This is a genomic window from Amycolatopsis eburnea (assembly GCF_003937945.1).
Taxonomy (GTDB): domain Bacteria; phylum Actinomycetota; class Actinomycetes; order Mycobacteriales; family Pseudonocardiaceae; genus Amycolatopsis; species Amycolatopsis eburnea.
In genome coordinates this window covers 400,717-419,549 of sequence record NZ_RSEC01000046.1, presented here as the reverse complement: position 1 = coordinate 419,549, position 18,833 = coordinate 400,717, and the positions used below count along the sequence as shown (strand labels likewise).

Below are 18,833 nucleotides of genomic sequence, written 5' to 3'. Positions count from 1 at the left end.
CACAACCGGTTAGCGAGCGTTAGCAGCGGCCTCCTACACTCGGGACGTGGCAGACCGACCCCTGATCGCCCCCAGCATCCTGTCCGCGGACTTCGCCCGGCTCGGCGACGAGATCGCCGCCGTCGCGGCCGGCGGGGAGACCCGTGCCGACTGGGTCCACGTCGACGTCATGGACGCGCACTTCGTGCCGAACCTGACCCTCGGCCTCCCCGTGGTGAAGGCGCTGCTGAAGAGCACCGACGTGCCGATCGACTGCCACCTCATGATCGAGGACCCGGACCGCTGGGCGATCGGCTACGCCGAGGCCGGCGCCTACAACGTCACCGTGCACGCCGAAGCCGCGAAGGACCCGATCGCGCTGGCGAAGAACCTGCGCGCGGCCGGGGCGAAGGCGGGCCTGTCGCTGAAGCCGGGCACCGCGCTCGAACCGTGGCTCGACGTGCTCAAGCACTACGACACGCTGCTGGTGATGTCGGTCGAGCCGGGCTTCGGCGGGCAGTCGTTCATCGCCGACGTGCTGGAGAAGGTCCGCACCGCGCGGCGGCTGGTCGACACCGGCCACCTCAAGCTGGTCGTCGAGATCGACGGCGGCATCAATGCCGACACCATCGAGCAGGCCGCGGAGGCGGGCGTCGACTGCTTCGTCGCCGGGTCCGCCGTCTACGGCGCCGGCGACCCGGGCAAGGCGGTCGCCGCGCTGCGCGAGCAGGCGGCGCGCGGCCGGGCCGGCTGACCGGCCGGGCGGCACCGGCGAAGCCGCCGGGTGTTGGATGGGGAGCAGCGGCTCACAAGGAGGCAGGACGTGTTCACCGGCATTGTCGAGGAGATCGGCGAGATCACCTCGGTCGAGCAGCTGACCAACGCGGCGCGGCTGCGGGTCCGCGGCCCCCTGGTCACCAGCGACGCCGGGCATGGCGACTCCATCGCGGTCAGCGGCGTCTGCCTCACGGTCGTCGAGGTGGCCGGCGGCGAGTTCACCGTGGACGTCGTGAACGAGACCCTGCAGCGGTCGAGCCTGGCCAAGGTCGCGACCGGCGACCGGGTCAACCTGGAGCGCGCGACCCCGGCGGGCGGGCGGCTCGGCGGGCACATCATGCAGGGCCACGTCGACGGGACGGGCGTGTTCCTCTCCCGCGACGAGAACGGCGTCACGACGTTCTCGCTGCCGGAGCACCTGTCCCGGTACGTGGTCGAGAAGGGCTCGATCGCCGTCGACGGGATCTCCCTCACCGTCGCCGCGGTCACCGGCGACCGGTTCAAGGTGGCGCTGATCCCGACCACGCTCGAGGCGACCACGCTCGGCGGGCGCGAAGCGGGCGACCTGGTCAACCTCGAAGTCGACGTGGTCGCGAAGTACGTGGAGAAGCTGGCCGAAGCGCATATCCGCGATCAGGTGCAGAATCGGGACAGCGGCGGCACGGAGGAGCGGTCATGAGTGAGACGAGCGCGGCAGAGCCCGCGGCGGGCTGGACCCCCTGCGGCGCCGGGGCGGTGTTCGACGCCGACGCCATCGAGCGGGCCATCTCGGACATCGCGGCGGGCCGCCCGGTCGTCGTGGTCGACGACGAAGACCGCGAAAACGAGGGCGACCTCATCTTCGCCGCCGAGAAGGCGACGCCGGAGCTGCTGGCCTTCATGGTCCGCTACACCTCGGGGTACGTCTGCGTGGCGCTGACCGAGTCCGAAGCGGACCGGCTGGACCTGCCGCCGATGTACCACACCAACCAGGACGCGCGGGGCACCGCGTACAGCGTCACGGTCGACGCCGCCGACGGCATCACCACCGGCATCTCGGCCGCCGACCGCGCGCACACGATCCGGCTGCTGGCCGACCCGGCGTCGACGGCGAAGGACTTCCGCCGTCCCGGCCACGTCGTGCCGCTGCGCGCCAAGGAGGGCGGCGTGCTGCGCCGCCCCGGGCACACCGAGGCGTCGGTCGACCTGGCCCGGATGGCCGGGCTGGCCCCGGCGGGCGTGCTCTGCGAGATCGTGTCGCAGAAGGACGAAGGCGACATGGCGCGCCGCGACGAGCTCGAGGTGTTCGCCGCCGACCACGACCTCGCGATCATCACCATCGCCGACCTGATCGCCTACCGCCGCCGCACCGAGAAGCAGGTCGAGCGGGTCGCCGAGGCCCGTATCCCGCTGGCCGCGGGCACGTTCCGCGCGGTCGGCTACGACTCGCTCCTGGACGGCATCGAGCACGTCGCGTTCGTCTACGGCGAAATCGGCGACGGCCAGGACATCCTGGTGCGCGTGCACTCCGAGTGCCTCACCGGCGACGTCTTCGGCTCGCTGCGCTGCGACTGCGGCCCCCAGCTGGAAGCGGCACTGGAAGCGGTGGCCACCGAAGGCCGCGGCGTCGTGCTCTACATCCGCGGGCACGAAGGCCGCGGCATCGGCCTGCTGCACAAGCTGCAGGCCTACCAGCTGCAGGACGACGGCGCCGACACGGTCGACGCGAACCTCGCCCTCGGCGTCCCGGCCGACGCCCGCGACTACGGCACCGGCGCGCAGATCCTGTGCGACCTCGGCGTCCGCACCATGCGGCTGCTGTCGAACAACCCGGCCAAGCGGATCGGCCTCGAGGGCTACGGCCTGCGCGTCACCGGGCGCGTGCCGCTGCCGATCTCGCCGAACCCGGAGAACCTGCGCTACCTGCGGACCAAGCGCGACCGGATGGGCCACGACCTGGCCCAGCTCGAGCACTACGACCAGGTCGGCGCGGGCACCGAGCACCCCGACGGAGGAGCACTGTGAGCGGCGAAGGCCGTCCCGACGTATCCCTCGACCTGACCGGCTGCAAGTCCCTCAAGCTCGGCATCGTCGCGACCCGCTGGAACTCGGACATCACCGACGTCCTGCTGGAGCGCGCCCTGGTCGCGGCTCGCGAGGCGGAGCTGGAAGAGGACCCGACCGTGGTCCACGTCGCGGGCGCGGTGGAGCTCCCGGTGGTGGCGCAGGCACTGGCCCGCAACCACGACGCCGTGGTCGCGCTGGGCGTGGTCATCCGCGGCGGCACCCCGCACTTCGAGTACGTGTGCGACGCGGTGACGGCGGGCCTGACCCGCGTGGCGCTCGACGAGAGCACGGCGGTCGGCAACGGCGTCCTGACGTGCGACACGCACGAGCAGGCGGTCGACCGCTCCGGCCGGCCGGGTGCCAAGGAGGACAAGGGCTACGAGGCGACGGTCGCGGCACTGGACACCGCGCACGTGCTGAAGAGCCTGCGCCAGCCGTGGACCGAGCGGGGATTCGTGTGACCGTGAAGACGCTCCTGGTGATCCGCCCGCGGCGCGCGCTGATCGTGTGCAGCATCCTGGCCGTGGCGCTGCTGGCGGTGTTCGTGGTGGTGGCGGTGCTGCTGCGCAACGGCGACACGGGCGTCCACTTCCAGCGCTCCGACCAGGCGGCGATGGTCGGCATCGGCATCCTGCTGGCGTGCGGCGTGATGCTGTTCGCGATCGCCCGGGTGCGCGCGGACGAAGAGGGCATCGAGGTCCGGAACGTCGTGATGACCCGACGGTTCGCGTGGAACGAGGTGCTGTCGGTGAGCTTCCCGGACGGCGCGTCGTGGGCGCGGCTGGAGCTGCCGGACGACGAGTACCACGCGGTGATGGCGGTGCAGGCGGTGGACCGGGACCGGGCGGTGGAAGCGGTGCGGGCACTGCGGAAACTGCACCGCGCGGCCACCGGCGGCTAGTCGCCCTCGATCTGACGAGCCAGCTCGCCGGCACGCTGTTCGGTGAGCTTGCCGGAGATCCGGGCCATTCCGTCGAGGACGGCGATCCGGACGGTCATCACCGAGACGACCCGGCTGTCCACGACCCACTGCCCGAGCTGCGCGTCGTAGCCGGACGTCGCGTCGGACACCTCGCTCCCGGGCAGGAACGCGGGTTCGAGGAGGTAGGCCGTGTCGTCGGTTCCCCGCACGTCACCAGCGGCAGGGCACGGTCGTGGCCGGCCAGCGGTTCGGCTTTGCCGGGGGTGCAGTCGATCGCCCGCACTGTTACGCCGTCAGAGGTCCAGGTCCACCACGATCGGCGCGTGGTCCGACGGCCCCTTCCCCTTCCGCATGTTCCGGTCCACATAGGAATCCTTCACCGCATCCGAAAAGGCGGCGTTCCCGTAGACCAGGTCGATCCGCATCCCCTTGTTGTTGGGGAAGTTCCCGGCCCGGTAGTCCCAGTACGTGAACGGGTGGTCGTACTTCAACGGCCGCGGGAACACGTCCGACAGCCCCAGCTTCCGCAGGCGCGCCAGGGCTTCGCGTTCCGGGGGCGTCACGTGCGTCGACTCCGCGAACAGCGCGATGTCCCAGACGTCCGCGTCGGTCGGCGCCACGTTGAAGTCGCCCAGCACCGCGAACGGCCCGGCCGAAATCTCGGAAGCCACCAGCGAATGCAGCGACGACAGCCACGCCAGCTTGTACGCGTAGTGCGGGTTGTCCGGCTCGCGCCCGTTCGGCACGTACACCGACCACACCCGCACGCCGCCGCAGGTGGCGCCGATCGCGCGTGCCTCCGCGGCGCCGTCGAACTGCGGCTCCTCCGGCAGGCCCCGCACGACGTCGGACAGTCCCACGCGCGAGACGATCCCGACGCCGTTCCAGCGCCCCAGCCCGTACGCCGCCACCTCGTAGCCCAGCGCCTCGACCTCGGCCAGCGGGAACTTCTCCGTCGTGGTCTTCAGCTCCTGCAGGCACAGCACGTCCGGCGCCGTCTCCCCCAGGAAGCCCAGCACCCGGGGCAGGCGGGGGACGATGGAGTTCACGTTCCAGGTGGCGATCCGCATGCCCGCGAGCATCCCACAGGCCCCCGACAGGAAATGCCGTCAAGGCCACCTTGCGGGCGTCAGACGCCCGCAAGGTGGCCTTGACGGCATGTGTCAGACGCCCGCGGTCGTCCGGATCCACGAGCGGCTCGCCGCCACGCTCGCGTAGTTGTTCGTGCCGCGCGTGTTCGACCCGCTCTGGTTCTGGACCGTCGACGCGACGCCGACCTGAACCCCGTTGGCGACCTCGGGCCCGCCCGAGTCGCCCTTCCACGCCGAGCCGTTGATGCCGACGCTCTGGATCGCGCGGCCGCCGTAGGCGTCCGTCGAGCGGCCGGTCACCTGGACGTTCGCCGTCTTCAGCGACGTCGCCGGCGGGCCGGTCGGGGTGGTGCGGCCCCAGCCGTAGATCTGGTTGGTGCTGCCGACGGCCGGGTCCGAGCTGCCCAGCGAGATCGGCGCGGTGCTCGTCGCCGACGCCAGGTGCAGCAGCGCGATGTCGCCGTTCGGGGACTCGTACTCGTTGTCGACGGCGATCTTCGTGCCCGACAGCAGCGTGTTGCTGCCGACCCGGACGTACATGCCCGAGCCGTCCTGGTCGAGGCAGTGCACCGCGGTCAGCACCCAGCGCGCCGCGATGACCGTGCCCGAGCAGTTGAAGCCCTGGTAGTCGCGCCCGGGGGTGTTGACGTACACCTGGGCGCCCCACGACACGGTGGGAGCGGTGGAGCCGCCGACGATGTTCGGCTGGACGCCGGCGGAAGCCACGGCGCCACCCGCGAGAGTCAGCGCGACGGCGGCCGCCGAAGCGGCGCCGAGGAGACGGAGAGAGCTCACGGTGGGGATCCTTTCGGACGGGGGCCGGATCGGCCGGTCGGAAAGTAACCACCGCGTCACCCAGGGGGACACCGACTAAGGTCGGAAGCCGGCGATCACCCTACTTCCGGCGGGGCGAGCGGGGGCGCGCGAGAACTGTCGGTGGTGCCAAATACTCTGTGAGTGTGGCTGACCCGACCACCTACCGTCCCTCGCCGGGGAGCATCCCGGATGCCCCTGGCGTGTACAAGTTCCGCGACGCGACCAGGCGGGTCATCTACGTCGGCAAGGCGAAAAGCCTCCGCAGCAGGCTGAACTCCTACTTCGCCGACCTCTCCGGCCTGCACCCGCGCACCCGCCAGATGGTCACCACGGCCGCGAGCGTCGAATGGACCGTCGTCACCACCGAGGTCGAGGCGCTCCAGCTCGAGTACAACTGGATCAAGGAGTTCGACCCCCGGTTCAACGTCCGCTACCGCGACGACAAGAGCTACCCGGTGCTCGCGGTGACGCTGAACGAGGAGTTCCCCCGCCTGCACGTCTACCGCGGCGCGCGCAAGAAGGGCGTCCGCTACTTCGGGCCGTACGCGCACGCGTGGGCCATCCGGGAGACGCTCGACCTGCTGCTGCGCGTCTTCCCGGCCCGCACCTGCTCGGCCGGGGTGTTCCGCCGCCACGGCCAGATCGGCCGCCCCTGCCTGCTCGGCTACATCGACAAGTGCTCGGCGCCCTGCGTCGGCCGCGTCTCGGCCGACGAGCACCGCGACATCGTCGAGGACTTCTGCGACTTCCTCGCCGGCAAGACCGACGTCATGATCAAGCGCCTCGAAGCCGAGATGGCCGCGGCGTCCGAGGAGCTCGAGTTCGAGCGCGCGGCCCGGCTGCGCGACGACCTCGGCGCCCTGCGCCGCGCCATGGAGAAGCAGGCCGTGGTGCTCGGCGACGGCACGGACGCCGACGTCGTGGCGTTCGCGCACGACGAGCTGGAAGCCGCGGTCCAGGTCTTCCACGTGCGCGGCGGCCGGGTCCGCGGCCAGCGCGGCTGGGTGATCGACAAGGCCGAGGAGATGGACGTCCCGGCGCTGGTCGACCACTTCCTCACCCAGTTCTACGGCGACGAGGCCGAGCTGGACGCCCGCGACGACGTCGACGCCGGGCCGGTCGTCCCGCGCGAGGTGCTGGTGCCGGAGCTGCCCGCCGACGCCGACGCGGTCGCGGAGTGGCTGAGCGGGCTGCGCGGCTCCCGGGTGCAGCTGCGGGTGCCGCAGCGCGGCGACAAGAAGGCCCTCGCCGAGACGGTCGAGCGCAACGCGGGGGAGGCGTTCACCCAGCACAAGCTGCGCCGCGCCGGCGACCTCACGGCCCGCTCGGCGGCGCTCACCGAGCTGCAGGAGTTCCTGGCGCTGGACACCGCGCCGCTGCGCATCGAGTGCATCGACATCAGCCACATCCAGGGCAGCGACGTCGTGGCGTCGCTGGTCGTCTTCGAGGACGGGCTGGCGCGCAAGTCCGAGTACCGCCGCTTCGCGCTGCGCGAGGCGGCCACCGAGGGTGACGTCGCGTCGATCGCCGAAGTCGTGCGGCGGCGGTTCCACCGCTACCTCAAGGAAACCGCGGAGGAGTCGGGCAAGCCCGGCCTCGACCCGGAGACCGGGCGGCCGAAGAAGTTCGCCTACCCGCCGAACCTGCTGGTCGTCGACGGTGCGGGCCCGCAGGCCACCGCGGCCGCCGACGTGCTGGCCGAGCTGGGCATCACCGACATCGCCGTGGTGGGGCTGGCGAAGCGGCTGGAAGAGGTGTGGCTGCCCGCCGACCCCGACCCGGTGATCCTGCCGCGGACGTCGGAGGGGCTGTACCTGCTGCAGCGGCTGCGGGACGAGGCCCACCGCTTCGCCATCGCCTACCACCGGGAGAAGCGCTCCAAGCGGCTGGTGACGTCCGAATTGGACAGTGTGCCGGGGTTGGGGCAGGCTCGGCGCGCCGCCCTGATCAAGCACTTCGGCTCGGTGAAGAAGCTCAAGCAGGCCCGGATCGAAGAGATCGAGGCGGTGCCCGGCTTCGGCAGGCGCACCGCGGAGGCCGTGGTCGCCGCGCTGGCCGGGGAGTCCGGCGCGAGCAACGGCACAAAAGCAGGGGAGTAGGGAACACAGTGAGTGCGCAAGAAGAAATCCGCGGGTCCGGCATGGAGGTCGCGGTCGTGTCCGGGCTGTCCGGGGCGGGCCGCAGCACGGCGGCCAAGTGCCTGGAGGACCTGGGCTGGTTCGTCGTCGACAACCTGCCCCCGGAGCTGATCGCGACGATGGTCGAGCTGGGCGCGCAGGCGCGCGGCGCGATCACGAAGGTGGCGGTGGTCATGGACGTGCGCTCGCGCGCGTTCACCGACGACCTCGCCTCGGTCATCAAGGACCTGGACGCGCGGGGCTACAAGCCGCGCGTGCTGTTCCTGGAGGCGACCGACGCGGTGCTGGTGCGGCGCTTCGAAGCCGTCCGCCGCGGCCACCCGATGCAGGGCGACGGCCGGCTCGCCGACGGCATCACCGCGGAGCGGACGCTGCTGGAGCCGCTGCGCGAAGAGGCCGACCTGGTGCTCGACACGTCGTCGCTGTCGGTGCACGACCTGCGCGCCAAGATCGAGGACGCGTTCGGCTCCGAGGCGAGCACCCAGACCCGGGTCACCGTGCTGTCCTTCGGCTACAAGTACGGCCTGCCGATGGACGCCGACCTGGTGATGGACGTCCGGTTCCTGCCGAACCCGTTCTGGATCCCGGAGCTGCGCGAACACACGGGCCTCGACGGCGAGGTCCGCAACTACGTCCTCTCGCAGGAGGGCGCCGAGGAGTTCCTGGACCGCTACCACCAGCTGCTGCGGCTGATCGGCGCCGGCTACAAGCGCGAGGGCAAGCGGTACCTGACCCTCGCCGTCGGCTGCACCGGCGGCAAGCACCGCAGCGTGGCGCTGTCCGTGGAGCTCGCCGAGCGTCTGTCCAAAGAGGACGGTATGGCCGTGAAGGTGGTGCACCGCGACCTTGGTCGTGAATAACGTGCGCGCGGTCGCCCTCGGGGGCGGCCACGGGCTGCACGCCACGTTGTCCGCGGTGCGGCGGGTGACCCCCGACGTCACGGCGATCGTGACCGTGGCCGACGACGGCGGATCGTCCGGCCGGCTGCGGCGCGAACTCGGGCTGCTGCCGCCGGGCGACCTCCGGCAGGCCTTCGCGGCCTTCGCCGCGGAGGACGGCGGCACGCTGTGGGCCGAGGTCTTCCAGCACCGCTTCGGCGGCGACGGCGCACTGGCCGGGCACGCAGTGGGGAACCTGCTGCTGGCCGGGCTGTTCGAGGTGCTCGGCGACCCGGTCGCCGCGCTCGACGAAGCCCGCCGCCTGATGGGCGTCTCGGGCCGGGTGCTGCCGATGTCGCCCGAGCCGCTGGAGATCGAAGGCGAGGTCAGCGGCCTGGACAGCGAAGACCCGTCGGCGCTGCGCCGGATCCGCGGGCAGGTCGCGGTGGCCTCGACCCCGGGGCAGGTGCGGCGGGTCAGCCTGCGCTCCCCGGGTGCTTCCGCGCGGCCGCCGGTGGCGTGCGAGGAAGCGGTCGAAGCGGTGCTCGCCGCCGACGTCGTCTTCCTCGGACCGGGCTCGTGGTTCACGAGCGTTTTACCGCACCTGCTCGTGCCGGAGCTGCACGACGCGCTGGTGCGCACGACCGCCACCAAGGCGATCGTCCTCAACCTTGTCCCCCAGCCGGGGGAAACCGCGGGATTCTCCCCGGAGCGGCACCTGGACGTACTCTCGGAGCACGCGCCCCTGCTGCGGGTCGACGCGGTGATCGCGGACCGGGATTCCGTGCCCGACCCGGCGAATCTCCGGCGGGCGGCCGCCCGGCTGGGCGCGCGGGCCCACCTGGGGGCGGTGGCCGACCCGGAAGTGGCGGGACGGCATGATCCTGATGCGCTCGCGCGGTGCATGCGGGAGGCTCTCGGTCTCGGCAGGGACGGGGAGCACGGGGGAGGAGCGAAAGGCAGGGAGGGGCAGCAATGGCGATGACCGCCGCGGTCAAGGACGAACTGAGCCGGCTGGAGATCACGAAGATCGGGCCGCGCCGGGCGGAGGTCGCGTCGCTGCTTCGCTTCGCCGGCGGGCTGCACATCGTGGCCGGCCGGGTGGTCGTCGAAGCGGAGCTGGACACGGGTTCGGTCGCGCGACGGCTGCGCAAGGAGATCCACGAGCTGTACGGGCACCATTCGGACGTCCACGTCATCACCGCCAGCGGCGGGCTGCGCAAGGGCACCCGGTACGTCGTGCGCGTGGTGAAGGACGGCGAGGGCCTGGCCCGTCAGACCGGGCTGATCGACCAGCGCGGCCGCCCGGTGCGCGGGCTGCCCGCGGCCGTGGTGTCCGGGGGCGTGGCCGACGCCGAAGCGGCGTGGCGGGGCGCGTTCCTCGCGCACGGCTCGCTGACCGAGCCGGGGCGCTCGTCGTCGCTCGAGGTCACGTGCCCGGGCCCGGAGGCGGCACTGGCGCTGGTCGGCGCGGCCCGCCGGATGGGCATCCAGGCGAAGTCGCGCGAGGTCCGCGGCGCGGACCGCGTGGTGGTCCGCGACGGCGATGCGATCGGCGCGCTGCTGACCCGCCTGGGCGCGCACACGAGCGTCCTGCAGTGGGAAGAGCGCCGGATGCGCCGCGAAGTCCGCGCGACGGCCAACCGCCTGGCCAACTTCGACGACGCGAACCTCCGCCGCTCGGCCCGCGCGGCGGTGGCGGCGGCGGCCCGGGTGGAGCGCGCGCTGGAGATCCTCGGCGAGACGGCGCCGGACCACCTGCTGGCCGCGGGCAAGCTGCGCCTGTCGAACCGGCAGGCGTCGCTGGAGGAGCTGGGCCAGCTGTCGGACCCGCAGATGACGAAGGACGCGGTCGCCGGCCGCATCCGCCGGCTGCTGGCGATGGCGGACAAGCGCGCGAAGGACCTGAGCATCCCGGACACCGAGTCCGCGGTCACGCCGGAGATGCTGGAAGAAGAGGACGCCTGACGGGTCGGCCGCCGTCGGGTCCGGTCGTCGCGGGGCTCGATCACAGCGGCATCGCGCGGTCGTGCCCGGCCATCAGCTCGAGGAGCCGGTCGGGCCCGGCCGCTCCGCCACCCGGGATGTCCCGGGACGGCACCGCGGCCGGCCCGTCGAGCGCGGGCAGCGCGAGCCCGCCGCGGCGCGCCAGCACGGCCGCCGTCGCCACGAAACCCTCCAGGAGCGCTCGCTGGATCGGGTGCGAGGCCGCGCGGTATTCGGCGATCAGCGCGTCGGTGAACTTCGCGAAGGCCGCGCCGTCGATCGGGTGGTCGTCGGGGTCGCCGGGCGTCACCCCGATCCCCGACGGCCCGGCCACCGGGACGAACGCCTCGGCGAGGCGCGTGAACAACGTGCCGGGCCCGTTGGCCGGGTTCCACACGTCCTGGCCGTCGATGCTGAAGTACTGGCTCATCGGCCGCGAGCCTAGGCCGGTCGGCCGCGCCGGTCAGCCCGTTTTCGGCCCGTCGCGTTAACGAGAACCGACATCTCGTAACACCGCGGTAGCACCGGGGCGCCGTACCCGAAACGCGGCGCCCGGAACCTCGGAACCGATCGAGGGAAGGGGAACCCCATGCGCAACGCACGCTTGCAGGTGTCGCCGGAAGTCGGTTCCTGGCTCGACCGGCGCAGCAGCAAGGCCGGCGACCGGACCACCGCGGAACTCGTCGCGGCCAAGCGCGGCACCCGCGTTTCCGTCGTCATCCCGGCCCGGGACGAGGAAGCCACCGTCGGGGCGATCGTCACCGCCATCCGCGAAGAGCTCTACGGGGTGCTCGTCGACGAGATCCTCGTCGTCGACAGCCACTCCACCGACGCCACCGCCGAGGTCGCCGCGGCCGCGGGGGCGGACGTCGTCGCGCAGGACGCCGTCTTCCCCGGGCTCGCCGGGCTGCCGGGCAAGGGCGAGGCGCTCTGGAAGGGCGTGGCGGCGACGTCGGGCGACCTCGTCGTCTTCGTCGACGGCGACCTGCACGACTTCACCACCGGCTACGTCACCGGGCTGCTCGGCCCGCTGCTCACCGACCCGTCCGTGGCCTACGTCAAGGGCTTCTACCACCGCCCGCTGGGCACCGAGGCCGACGGCGGCGGCCGCGTCACCGAACTGGTCGCGCGGCCGCTGCTCAACATGTTCTGGCCGGAGCTGGCCGGCTTCGTCCAGCCCCTCGCCGGCGAGTACGCGGGCCGCCGCGAGGTGCTGGAGAGCATCCCGTTCGTCGCCAACTACGGCGTCGAGATCGGGCACCTCATCGACCTGCTGGAGCTGCGCGGCCTCGACGCGCTCGCCCAGGTGGACCTCGGCCACCGCGCCCACCGGCACCAGAGCACGCAGGCGCTGGGCCGGATGGCCGGGCAGATCATGCAGACGCTGTTCGACCGCCTGCAACGCTACGACCGGCTGGTCACGGCCGTGCCGCCGGCCACCACGCTCGCCCAGTTCCAGCGGGGCGCGTCGGCCGGCGGGGTCGAGCGCGAGCTGGTGCTGACCGACCTGACGTCCCCGGAGCGCCCGCCGCTGAACAGCCTCGCGCTGCGGCACACGGCGTAGCCCTCAGGCGAGCGCGTGTTCGGGCTGCCAGCCGGGCGGCCCGAACACGTAGCCCGCGCGCTCGCGCCAGGTCCGGGCGCGGCGGAGGTCGCGCAGGATCGAGCCGTACTCGTGGAAGCCGACCTTCAGCAGGTTGTACGTCTCGATGTTCGTCGTCAGCCCGTACGTCGGCCGCTTGCCCTCGGGGACGAAGCTGCCGAACAGCCGGTCCCAGATGATGAGGATCCCGCCGTAGTTGGCGTCCAGGTATTCGGCGTCGCTGCCGTGGTGGACGCGGTGGTGCGACGGGGTGTTGAAGACGTACTCGAACCAGCGCGGCAGCTTGCCGACCTTCTCGGTGTGCACGAAGAACTGGTAGACGAGGTCGATCGAGAGCCCGGTCAGGATCATCCACGGCGGGATCCCGCACAGCGCCAGCACCGACCAGAACGGCAGCTGGAAGTACGGGGTCCACTTCTGGCGCAGCGCCGTCGAGAAGTTGTAGTGCTCGCTGGAGTGGTGCACCTGGTGCCCGGCCCACAGCAGCCGCACGCGGTGGCTGGCGCGGTGGTAGGCGTAGAAGACCAGCTCCTGGCCGAGCAGCATGAGCACCCACGTCCACCAGTCCCGCGGATCGAGGCGCACCGGCGCCAGCTCGAACAGCGCCGCGAAGACGACGAGCATGACCAGCCGGAACAGCGCGTTGACCCCGACCGCGGCGGTGCCCATCAGCATGCTCGTGCGGGTGTCGGCGACGCTGTAGCCGACCACGTTGTCGTCGTGCCCGAGCACGTGCACCGCGACGACCTCGATCGCCACGAACAGCAGGAACACCGGGATCGCGAACAGCACGGGGTCGCGCAGGTGCGCCAGGAACTCGGCCACGTCGCCTCCTTATATCTGACCCTGCGGTAACTTACCCAAGGGTCACTTTACTAACGGTAGGCTCTGCGGCGTGACGGAGTCAAGGGCGGTCGGGACCAAGGGGATGCCCCGCGAGGAACGCGAGGCCCAGCTCGTCGTGGCCGGCACCGAGGAGTTCGGCCGGGCGGGCTACGCGGGCGCGTCGATGGTCGAGATCGCGCGCCGCGTCGGGGTCACGAAGCCGTTGCTGTACCAGTACTTCGGTTCGAAGGACGGCCTCTACCTGGCCTGCCTGCACCGCGCGGGCGACCGGCTCACCGAGGGCGTCGCGACGACCATGGCGGGCGGCGGCGAGCCCGAGAAGATGCCGCTCAAGGTGCTCTCGGCGATCTTCACGACGTTCGACCACGACCGCTACGCGTGGCGCCTGCTGCGCGATGCGACGGTGCCGTCGACGGGCGACATCGCCGCGGCGGCCGCGGACTACCGGCGCCGCCTGGACGCGTTCGCGCTCCTGGGCGCGACGGAGCTGATGACCTCGCGCGGCCTGGCCGACCCGGTCGACATCGAAGCCATCGCGCAGGTCTGGACCGGCGTGGTCGACTCGCTGATCAGCTGGTGGATCGACCGCCCGGACGAGGACGCGGCGGCGATGACGGCCCGCTGCGCCCGGATCATGGGCGGCCTGTTCGGCTGGTGACGCTGGCCCGGCGCCGCGGAGATGTCATGAAAGGGTCGTTCATGTCGTCTGGCGAGGTGAACGACTCTTTCATGGCGTCCGGCGACAGGGCCCCGGCAAAGTCGCGGCGGCTTCGCCGACGTCTTGAATGACTCATTCAGGTCTTCGGAGGTCCTGAATGACTCATTCAAGACACCGCAGGGCCGCCCGGTGCCACTCGCCGCGGCGGCGCCAGTGGGTTCAGACCGAGGGCGGCCGGCCCTCGGCGACTTTGTCGGAGCCCTGTCGTCTGGTGAGGTGAACGACTCTTTCATGGCGTCGCGGGCCGTCATCCGGCCCACCTCTGTCCATAGTGGACCGTAGAGCACCACGGGGTTACTCTTTGGTGCTTTTGTCCGTTATCCTGCGCACGGAGAGTGGCATCCGCAGATTGACTTCCCGAACGGCGTAGCGAAACCGCCCCCGTTCGCGATTAATCAGGGAAGCCGTCCCGTCGAGAGGTGCCCGATGCCCGAACCCGCCACTCCCGTCCCGGCCGACCCCCGCCTCGCCGCGCGGTTCACCGAGGACCTGCTCGACGGTTGCCGGGTCCTGGCCAGGGACTACGGCTACCGGCCCGCCCAGTTCGAGCGGATGGTGCGCGAGCACGGCGGTGTCGAGGCGGCCCGCCTGCTGCTGCGCGGGGCCGGGACCGCCGGCGGGTTCACCGTGCTCTGGGAGAAGAACCAGCTCGGCCGCAGCTCGGAGGCGACGATGCTCCGCGACGAGTACGCCGAGCTGTTCACCCCCGACGAGCTCCTGCTCGCCCGGCGGCGGCTGGAGGAACACGGCTTCGACGTCGACGCCCACCTGCGCGGTCTCGCCGAACAGGGGTGAGGGCGGCAGGGGTGACCGGCGCCGCTCCGGTCACCCCTGCCGCGGCTTCTAGGCGGCCGCGCTGGACTTGCCGCGCAGCACCACGTTGGCCGTCGACGCGCCCTTGATCGCCGTTTCGATCTGGGCCATCGTCGAGGACGACGACAGGCCGGGGACGGTCGCGGTGTTCAGGGCGTAGAGCGTGAACGCGTACGGGTGGCTGGAGCCGCCCGGGCACGGGCCGAAGAACTTCTGGGCGTTCGCGCCGCTGCCCATCGCCTTCTGCTTCGCGCCGCCTTGGCCCGGCACGGTGTACCCCGCGCCGAGCCCTTCCGGCAGGGCGCGGGCCGACGCCGGGACGTCCCAGATCGCCCAGTGCAGCTTGTTCCCGCCGTTCGCGGTGTCGGCGAACACGACCGCGTAGCCCTTGGCGCCCTCGGCGGCACCCCACGCCAGCGGCGGCGACGGGTCCTGGCCCGCCGTGCCGTCCCCGGCACACGTGTACTTGTCCGGGATGGTGGCGTTGTCGGCGAACGCGGAGCTCGTCAGCTTGAAGGCGCCCGGGGTGCTGCCGCCGGGGAACTTCAGCCGCACGATCACGTTGTCCAGCACCGACGGCGTGCCGCCGTTCTTGTCGTTGTTGGTCGAGGTCAGCCAGAGCCCGCCGTCCGGGGTCTTCGTGACCGAGCGCAGGCGGCCCCAGCGGCCGGAGAACAGCGTGGACACCGTGCCGATGCCCGTGCCCGCCGCGTTGATCTGCGTGGCGAACAGCTGCTGGCCCGTGACGCCGGCGATGTAGATCCAGTCGTTGACGATCTCCACCCCGCTCGGCCCGGCCTGCGACGTCGGCCAGGTCTTCTTCGGGGCGATGAAGCCGCTGCAGCTGCCGATCGTGCCTTCGCAGCTGGGCCAGCCGAAGTTGCCGCCCTTCTGGATCAGGTTGAGCTCGTCCTGGCTGCTCTCGCCGAACTCCGCCGCCCACAGCTGGCCGCGGGAGTCCCAGGCCAGGCCCTGCGGGTTGCGGTGGCCGTAGCTCCAGACGTACCGCGCGTTGCCGCCGGTGGCGTAGAACGGGTTGTCGCTCGGCGCGGAACCGTCCGGGTTCAGCCGCAGGATCTTCCCGTTGAGCGAGCTCTTGTTCTGCGCGTTGTCGCTGTTCTTCGCGTCGCCGACGGTGGCGTACAGCTTGCCGTCCGGGCCGAACTTGATCCGGCCGCCGTTGTGGTAGCGGTTCTTCGCGATCCCGGTGAGCACCGGCGTCGACGTCGAGGACAGCGTGGTGCCGTCGTAGGTCATCTTCACGATCCGGTTGTCCCCGGATGCCGTGTGGTAGAGGTAGATCGCGTGGTCGGTGCTCCAGTTCGGCGAGATCGCCAGGCCGAGCAGTCCGCCCTCGCCGCTGGTCGTGACCGCGCCCGGCACCTTGCCCAGCGTCGTCTTCTGGCCGGACGGCGTGACGAGCACGAGCTCGAACCGGTCCCGCTCGGTCACCAGCGCGTTGCCGTTCGGCAGGAAGTCCACCGACCAGCCGAGGTCGACCTTCGTGATGTCCTTGTCGTACTCCGGGATGCCCCCGGCGCCACCCGGCGCGGACGTCTTGGCGGTGACCGCGTTGCTCGCCGCGGAGCTGTTGCCGTCGGGGTCGCGCGCCTTGACCGTGAAGGTGTACGAGGTGCTCGGGTTGAGGTTCGTGACCGTCGTGCTCAGGGACGTCGTCGTGGCCACCTTCGCGGTGCCCTGGTAGACGTCGTAGCCGGCGATGGTGCCGCCGTTGTCGGTGGAAGCGTTCCACGCCAGCGAAACGCTGTTCGCGGTGACGCCGGTGGAGCGCAGGTTGCCCGGGACGGTGGGCGGGGTGGTGTCGTCGCTCGGCGGCGTGGTGAAGGTGACGACGTTGCTCTGCTGCGACGGGTTGCCGGCGGCGTCGAACGCGCCGACCGAGATGTCGTAGGCCGTGTTCGGCGTCAGGTTGTCGACGGTTGCCGTGGTGGTGTTGCCGTCGACGGTCTTGAGGATGTTGCCGCCGCGGTTGATCTCGTAGCGGACGACGCCGACGTTGTCGGTGGCCGCGGTCCAGGTGAAGGTGGCCGCGGTCGGCAGGATGTTGCTGGCCTTGAGGTTCGACGGCGGCGTCGGCGGTTCACCGTCGGTCGGCGCGACGAAGGTGTCGGTGAGCTTGTCGGCGTTCGGGCCGCCGTTGGCGGTGGTCGCGGTGGTCCGGACCTTGTTGACGCCGGCGGTCAGCTGCACGGTCGCGGTGGCGGTCTTCCAGGTGGTCCAGGCGCCGGTGCCGGGGAAGTCGACGGTGCCCTTGTCCCCGCCGTCGACGGTGAGCTTCACCGGCCGGTTGTCCGCGGTTCCGTTGGCGTAGCGGAACGTCAGGGTGTGCGTGCCCGCCTGCGCGGCGTTCACGGAGTACTCGACGTAGCTGCCCACGACGTTGTCGAAGTTGACGAACCCGGTGCCGGAGTACCCGGCGTGGTTCGACTCGACGGCGCCTTGGGAGATCACGGCGGATTCGGACTCGTAGTCGGTGTCCGCGGCGAAAGCGCTTACCGGGCTGAGCGCGGTGAAGCCGAGCGCCGCGGCTGCGGTACCGGCCAGTACCACGCGCCACGGTGGACGGGGTGCCACTGGGAGCCTCCTGCGTGGGTCGGGGGACCGGGGCGGGGATGGGTCGGCGGACCACCGGTGGGTAAATAGTTAGGAAAGTTTCCTATCTATGGGACAGATCACACACCCTCCGGGTGAGTGTGTCAATACTCGACACGGTCACTCACCCTTGGTGAAGAAGGGTTTCCCGCTCACCGGTGCGCCGGCCCGGACCAAGCGCCCCAATGTGGCCTTCGGTGCGTCTGACGCACCCAAGGCGGCCTTCGGTGCGTCAGACGCAACCAAGGCCACCTTGGGGCGCTGGGGTCAGCTCGCGGCCACCGTGGTCTCCGCCGCCCAGTCGCGCGGCTCCAGGAACGACACCAGCTCGGCCTCCGCGCTCCCCGGCTCCGGCGTGCCGCCGGTTTCCCACCGCACCAGCGGCGGCAGCGTCAGCAGCACCGTCTCGGCGTCGGCCGCCGGCGTGGGGGCGAGGGCGGACTCGACGAACCGGCCGCGGCGGTGCAGCTGCCACTGCCGCTCGCGGTCGCCGTGCGGGCGGTCCTTGCGGCGCCGGACGATCGGCAGGTAGGCGGGCGCGAGGGCGGCGATGCCCGCCGCGGTGAACGCGGCCGCGCGGCGCCAGCCGTCCGGGCCCGGGGGCCGCAGGTGGTCGAACGCGATGCCGCCGATCCCGCGCGGTTCGTCGTGGTGGGGCAGCCGGTAGAGGTCGTCGCAGGCGCGTTTCGCCTGCGCGTGGAACGCCGGGTCGAGGGTGTCGCAGCACGTCTTGAGCGTCCGGTGGAAGTGCGCCGCGTCCTCGGCGAAGCCGTAGCAGGGCAGCAGGTCGGCCACGCCGGCGAACCACCACGACCCCGCGTAGTCGCAGTACCGGAACCGGGCGTGGAACGCCGGGACGTACGGGTTGCGCGGGTGGACCGCCACGGTCAGCCCGACGGTCTCGCCGCTCTCGGTGACCACGACGCAGGCGCGCTCGAACACCGCGCCGTTCTCCAGCAGCCGTGCCCGGCCGGAGCGGCCGAAGCGGGCTTCGCCGTCGAGGCGTTCTAGTTCGGCTACGAGCTCCCGCTGGCCGGCCCGCACCATCGCCTTGACGGCGTCGCGTCTGTCCCCTGACGGCATACCCCCACCCCCGGGGCCATCCTACCCGCGAACGGCGTTCACCCGGCGATGTCGGCCCGCGCGATCACCTTGGTGATCTTCGCCCGGACGAGGGATTCTTCCGGCACGGCGTTGCGCTTGCCGTACTCCTCGGCGCGCTCGGCGCCCATGTACCGCGCTCCGAGGCGCGTTGCCCACGCCAGCATGTCGTCGAAGTCGTGGGTGAGCCGCGCCTCGGCGGTGAACTGGACGTACGAATACGGCGGTTTCTGGTCGTCGACGGCGAGGGAAACGCGGCCGTCGCGGGCGATGGCCTTGCCTTTCAGCGTCTCGGTGCCGGTCGTGAAGATCAGCTCGTCGCCGTCGGGGCCTTCGTTCAGCAGAAACCAGACCGGCGTCACGATCGGGGAGCCGTCCTTCCTGACCAGGCCCAGCATGCCCGTGCGGGTGCCTTCGGACGCGAACTGCCACCACTCGTCACGGCTCATCTCACGCATGAGGGGGACGTTAGCCCGTCACCCGCGCGTGCGCAGAGGGTGGCCGAC

The 18,833-nt window shown here is 71.5% G+C and carries 20 protein-coding genes; 12 read left to right on the top strand and 8 right to left on the bottom strand.

Annotation, left to right across the window (positions count from 1 at the left end; all coding sequences use genetic code 11):
• The first annotated feature begins 61 nt into the window (after positions 1-61).
• The 5 genes from rpe to EIY87_RS21200 all read left to right on the top strand — a co-directional run bounded on the left by rpe (position 62) and on the right by EIY87_RS21200 (position 3,703).
• Positions 62-733 (top strand): ribulose-phosphate 3-epimerase, encoded by a 672-nt coding sequence (rpe, locus tag EIY87_RS21220; protein WP_125310937.1) that lies wholly within the window; start codon positions 62-64, stop codon positions 731-733.
• Between the two features lie 69 nt (positions 734-802).
• The gene (locus EIY87_RS21215) at positions 803-1,435 is read left to right on the top strand and encodes a riboflavin synthase (RefSeq protein ID WP_125310835.1); all 633 of its coding nucleotides are present in this window, start codon (positions 803-805) and stop codon (positions 1,433-1,435) included.
• Entirely contained in the window at positions 1,432-2,760 is a 1,329-nt protein-coding gene (locus EIY87_RS21210) for a bifunctional 3,4-dihydroxy-2-butanone-4-phosphate synthase/GTP cyclohydrolase II (protein WP_125310833.1), read from the top strand. Before EIY87_RS21215 ends, EIY87_RS21210 begins: the two co-directional genes overlap by 4 nt.
• Positions 2,757-3,263 (top strand): 6,7-dimethyl-8-ribityllumazine synthase, encoded by a 507-nt coding sequence (ribH, locus tag EIY87_RS21205; protein ID WP_125310831.1) that lies wholly within the window; start codon positions 2,757-2,759, stop codon positions 3,261-3,263. The genes EIY87_RS21210 and ribH overlap by 4 nt, the downstream gene beginning before the upstream one ends.
• Positions 3,260-3,703, top strand: coding sequence for a PH domain-containing protein (locus tag EIY87_RS21200; protein ID WP_125310829.1), 444 nt, complete (start codon positions 3,260-3,262; stop codon positions 3,701-3,703). Before ribH ends, EIY87_RS21200 begins: the two co-directional genes overlap by 4 nt.
• On the opposite strand, the gene EIY87_RS21195 is transcribed toward EIY87_RS21200, so the two are convergent.
• From EIY87_RS21195 to EIY87_RS21185, 3 genes are all read right to left on the bottom strand, one after another.
• Positions 3,700-3,933, bottom strand: a complete 234-nt coding sequence (locus tag EIY87_RS21195; protein WP_125310827.1) for a hypothetical protein — start codon at positions 3,931-3,933, stop codon at positions 3,700-3,702. The genes EIY87_RS21200 and EIY87_RS21195 overlap by 4 nt on opposite strands.
• Positions 3,934-4,017: 84 nt before the next feature.
• Positions 4,018-4,794 carry an exodeoxyribonuclease III gene (locus EIY87_RS21190; protein ID WP_125310825.1) on the bottom strand — a complete coding sequence of 259 codons (777 nt, stop codon included), beginning with the start codon at positions 4,792-4,794 and terminating at the stop codon, positions 4,018-4,020.
• A gap of 93 nt (positions 4,795-4,887) precedes the next feature.
• Positions 4,888-5,610 carry a S1 family peptidase gene (locus EIY87_RS21185; RefSeq protein ID WP_125310823.1) on the bottom strand — a complete coding sequence of 241 codons (723 nt, stop codon included), beginning with the start codon at positions 5,608-5,610 and terminating at the stop codon, positions 4,888-4,890.
• Between the two features lie 164 nt (positions 5,611-5,774).
• Between EIY87_RS21185 and uvrC the strand changes: the two genes are divergently transcribed.
• The 4 genes from uvrC to whiA are packed head-to-tail and all read left to right on the top strand — an operon-like array spanning position 5,775 to position 10,615.
• Positions 5,775-7,730, top strand: a complete 1,956-nt coding sequence (uvrC, locus tag EIY87_RS21180) for an excinuclease ABC subunit UvrC (RefSeq protein ID WP_125310821.1) — start codon at positions 5,775-5,777, stop codon at positions 7,728-7,730.
• 41 nt (positions 7,731-7,771) lie between these two features.
• Positions 7,772-8,629, top strand: coding sequence for an RNase adapter RapZ (gene rapZ / locus EIY87_RS21175; protein ID WP_014466867.1), 858 nt, complete (start codon positions 7,772-7,774; stop codon positions 8,627-8,629).
• Between the two features lies 1 nt (position 8,630).
• Entirely contained in the window at positions 8,631-9,632 is a 1,002-nt protein-coding gene (locus EIY87_RS21170; RefSeq protein ID WP_125310819.1) for a gluconeogenesis factor YvcK family protein, read from the top strand.
• Positions 9,623-10,615 carry a DNA-binding protein WhiA gene (whiA, locus tag EIY87_RS21165; protein ID WP_125310816.1) on the top strand — a complete coding sequence of 331 codons (993 nt, stop codon included), beginning with the start codon at positions 9,623-9,625 and terminating at the stop codon, positions 10,613-10,615. Before EIY87_RS21170 ends, whiA begins: the two co-directional genes overlap by 10 nt.
• A gap of 40 nt (positions 10,616-10,655) precedes the next feature.
• Here whiA and EIY87_RS21160 read toward each other — a convergent pair whose 3' ends face one another.
• Positions 10,656-11,063 carry a DUF6086 family protein gene (locus EIY87_RS21160; protein ID WP_125310814.1) on the bottom strand — a complete coding sequence of 136 codons (408 nt, stop codon included), beginning with the start codon at positions 11,061-11,063 and terminating at the stop codon, positions 10,656-10,658.
• Positions 11,064-11,222: 159 nt separating this feature from the next.
• On the opposite strand from EIY87_RS21160, the gene EIY87_RS21155 reads away from it, so the two are divergent.
• The gene (locus EIY87_RS21155; RefSeq protein ID WP_125310811.1) at positions 11,223-12,197 is read left to right on the top strand and encodes a glucosyl-3-phosphoglycerate synthase; all 975 of its coding nucleotides are present in this window, start codon (positions 11,223-11,225) and stop codon (positions 12,195-12,197) included.
• 3 nt (positions 12,198-12,200) lie between these two features.
• On the opposite strand, the gene EIY87_RS21150 is transcribed toward EIY87_RS21155, so the two are convergent.
• Complete coding sequence (locus EIY87_RS21150; protein ID WP_125310809.1) at positions 12,201-13,061, bottom strand: sterol desaturase family protein; 861 nt, start codon at positions 13,059-13,061, stop codon at positions 12,201-12,203.
• A gap of 70 nt (positions 13,062-13,131) precedes the next feature.
• On the opposite strand from EIY87_RS21150, the gene EIY87_RS21145 reads away from it, so the two are divergent.
• Together EIY87_RS21145 and EIY87_RS21140 are read left to right on the top strand one after the other, a co-directional pair.
• On the top strand, positions 13,132-13,740 hold the full coding sequence (locus EIY87_RS21145; protein ID WP_225439962.1) for a TetR/AcrR family transcriptional regulator: 609 nt from the start codon (positions 13,132-13,134) through the stop codon (positions 13,738-13,740).
• A 486-nt stretch (positions 13,741-14,226) separates the two neighbouring features.
• Positions 14,227-14,595, top strand: a complete 369-nt coding sequence (locus EIY87_RS21140; RefSeq protein WP_125310806.1) for a hypothetical protein — start codon at positions 14,227-14,229, stop codon at positions 14,593-14,595.
• Between the two features lie 48 nt (positions 14,596-14,643).
• Here the strand turns inward: EIY87_RS21140 and EIY87_RS21135 are convergent, their stop codons facing one another.
• The 3 genes from EIY87_RS21135 to EIY87_RS21125 all read right to left on the bottom strand — a co-directional run bounded on the left by EIY87_RS21135 (position 14,644) and on the right by EIY87_RS21125 (position 18,785).
• On the bottom strand, positions 14,644-17,208 hold the full coding sequence (locus EIY87_RS21135) for a PQQ-dependent sugar dehydrogenase (protein WP_125310804.1): 2,565 nt from the start codon (positions 17,206-17,208) through the stop codon (positions 14,644-14,646).
• Positions 17,209-17,493: 285 nt separating this feature from the next.
• A complete protein-coding gene (locus tag EIY87_RS21130) occupies positions 17,494-18,309 on the bottom strand; it encodes a coproporphyrinogen III oxidase (protein WP_125310802.1) in 816 nt (271 codons plus the stop codon).
• A gap of 38 nt (positions 18,310-18,347) precedes the next feature.
• Entirely contained in the window at positions 18,348-18,785 is a 438-nt protein-coding gene (locus EIY87_RS21125; RefSeq protein WP_125310800.1) for a PPOX class F420-dependent oxidoreductase, read from the bottom strand.
• Positions 18,786-18,833: the final 48 nt, after the last annotated feature.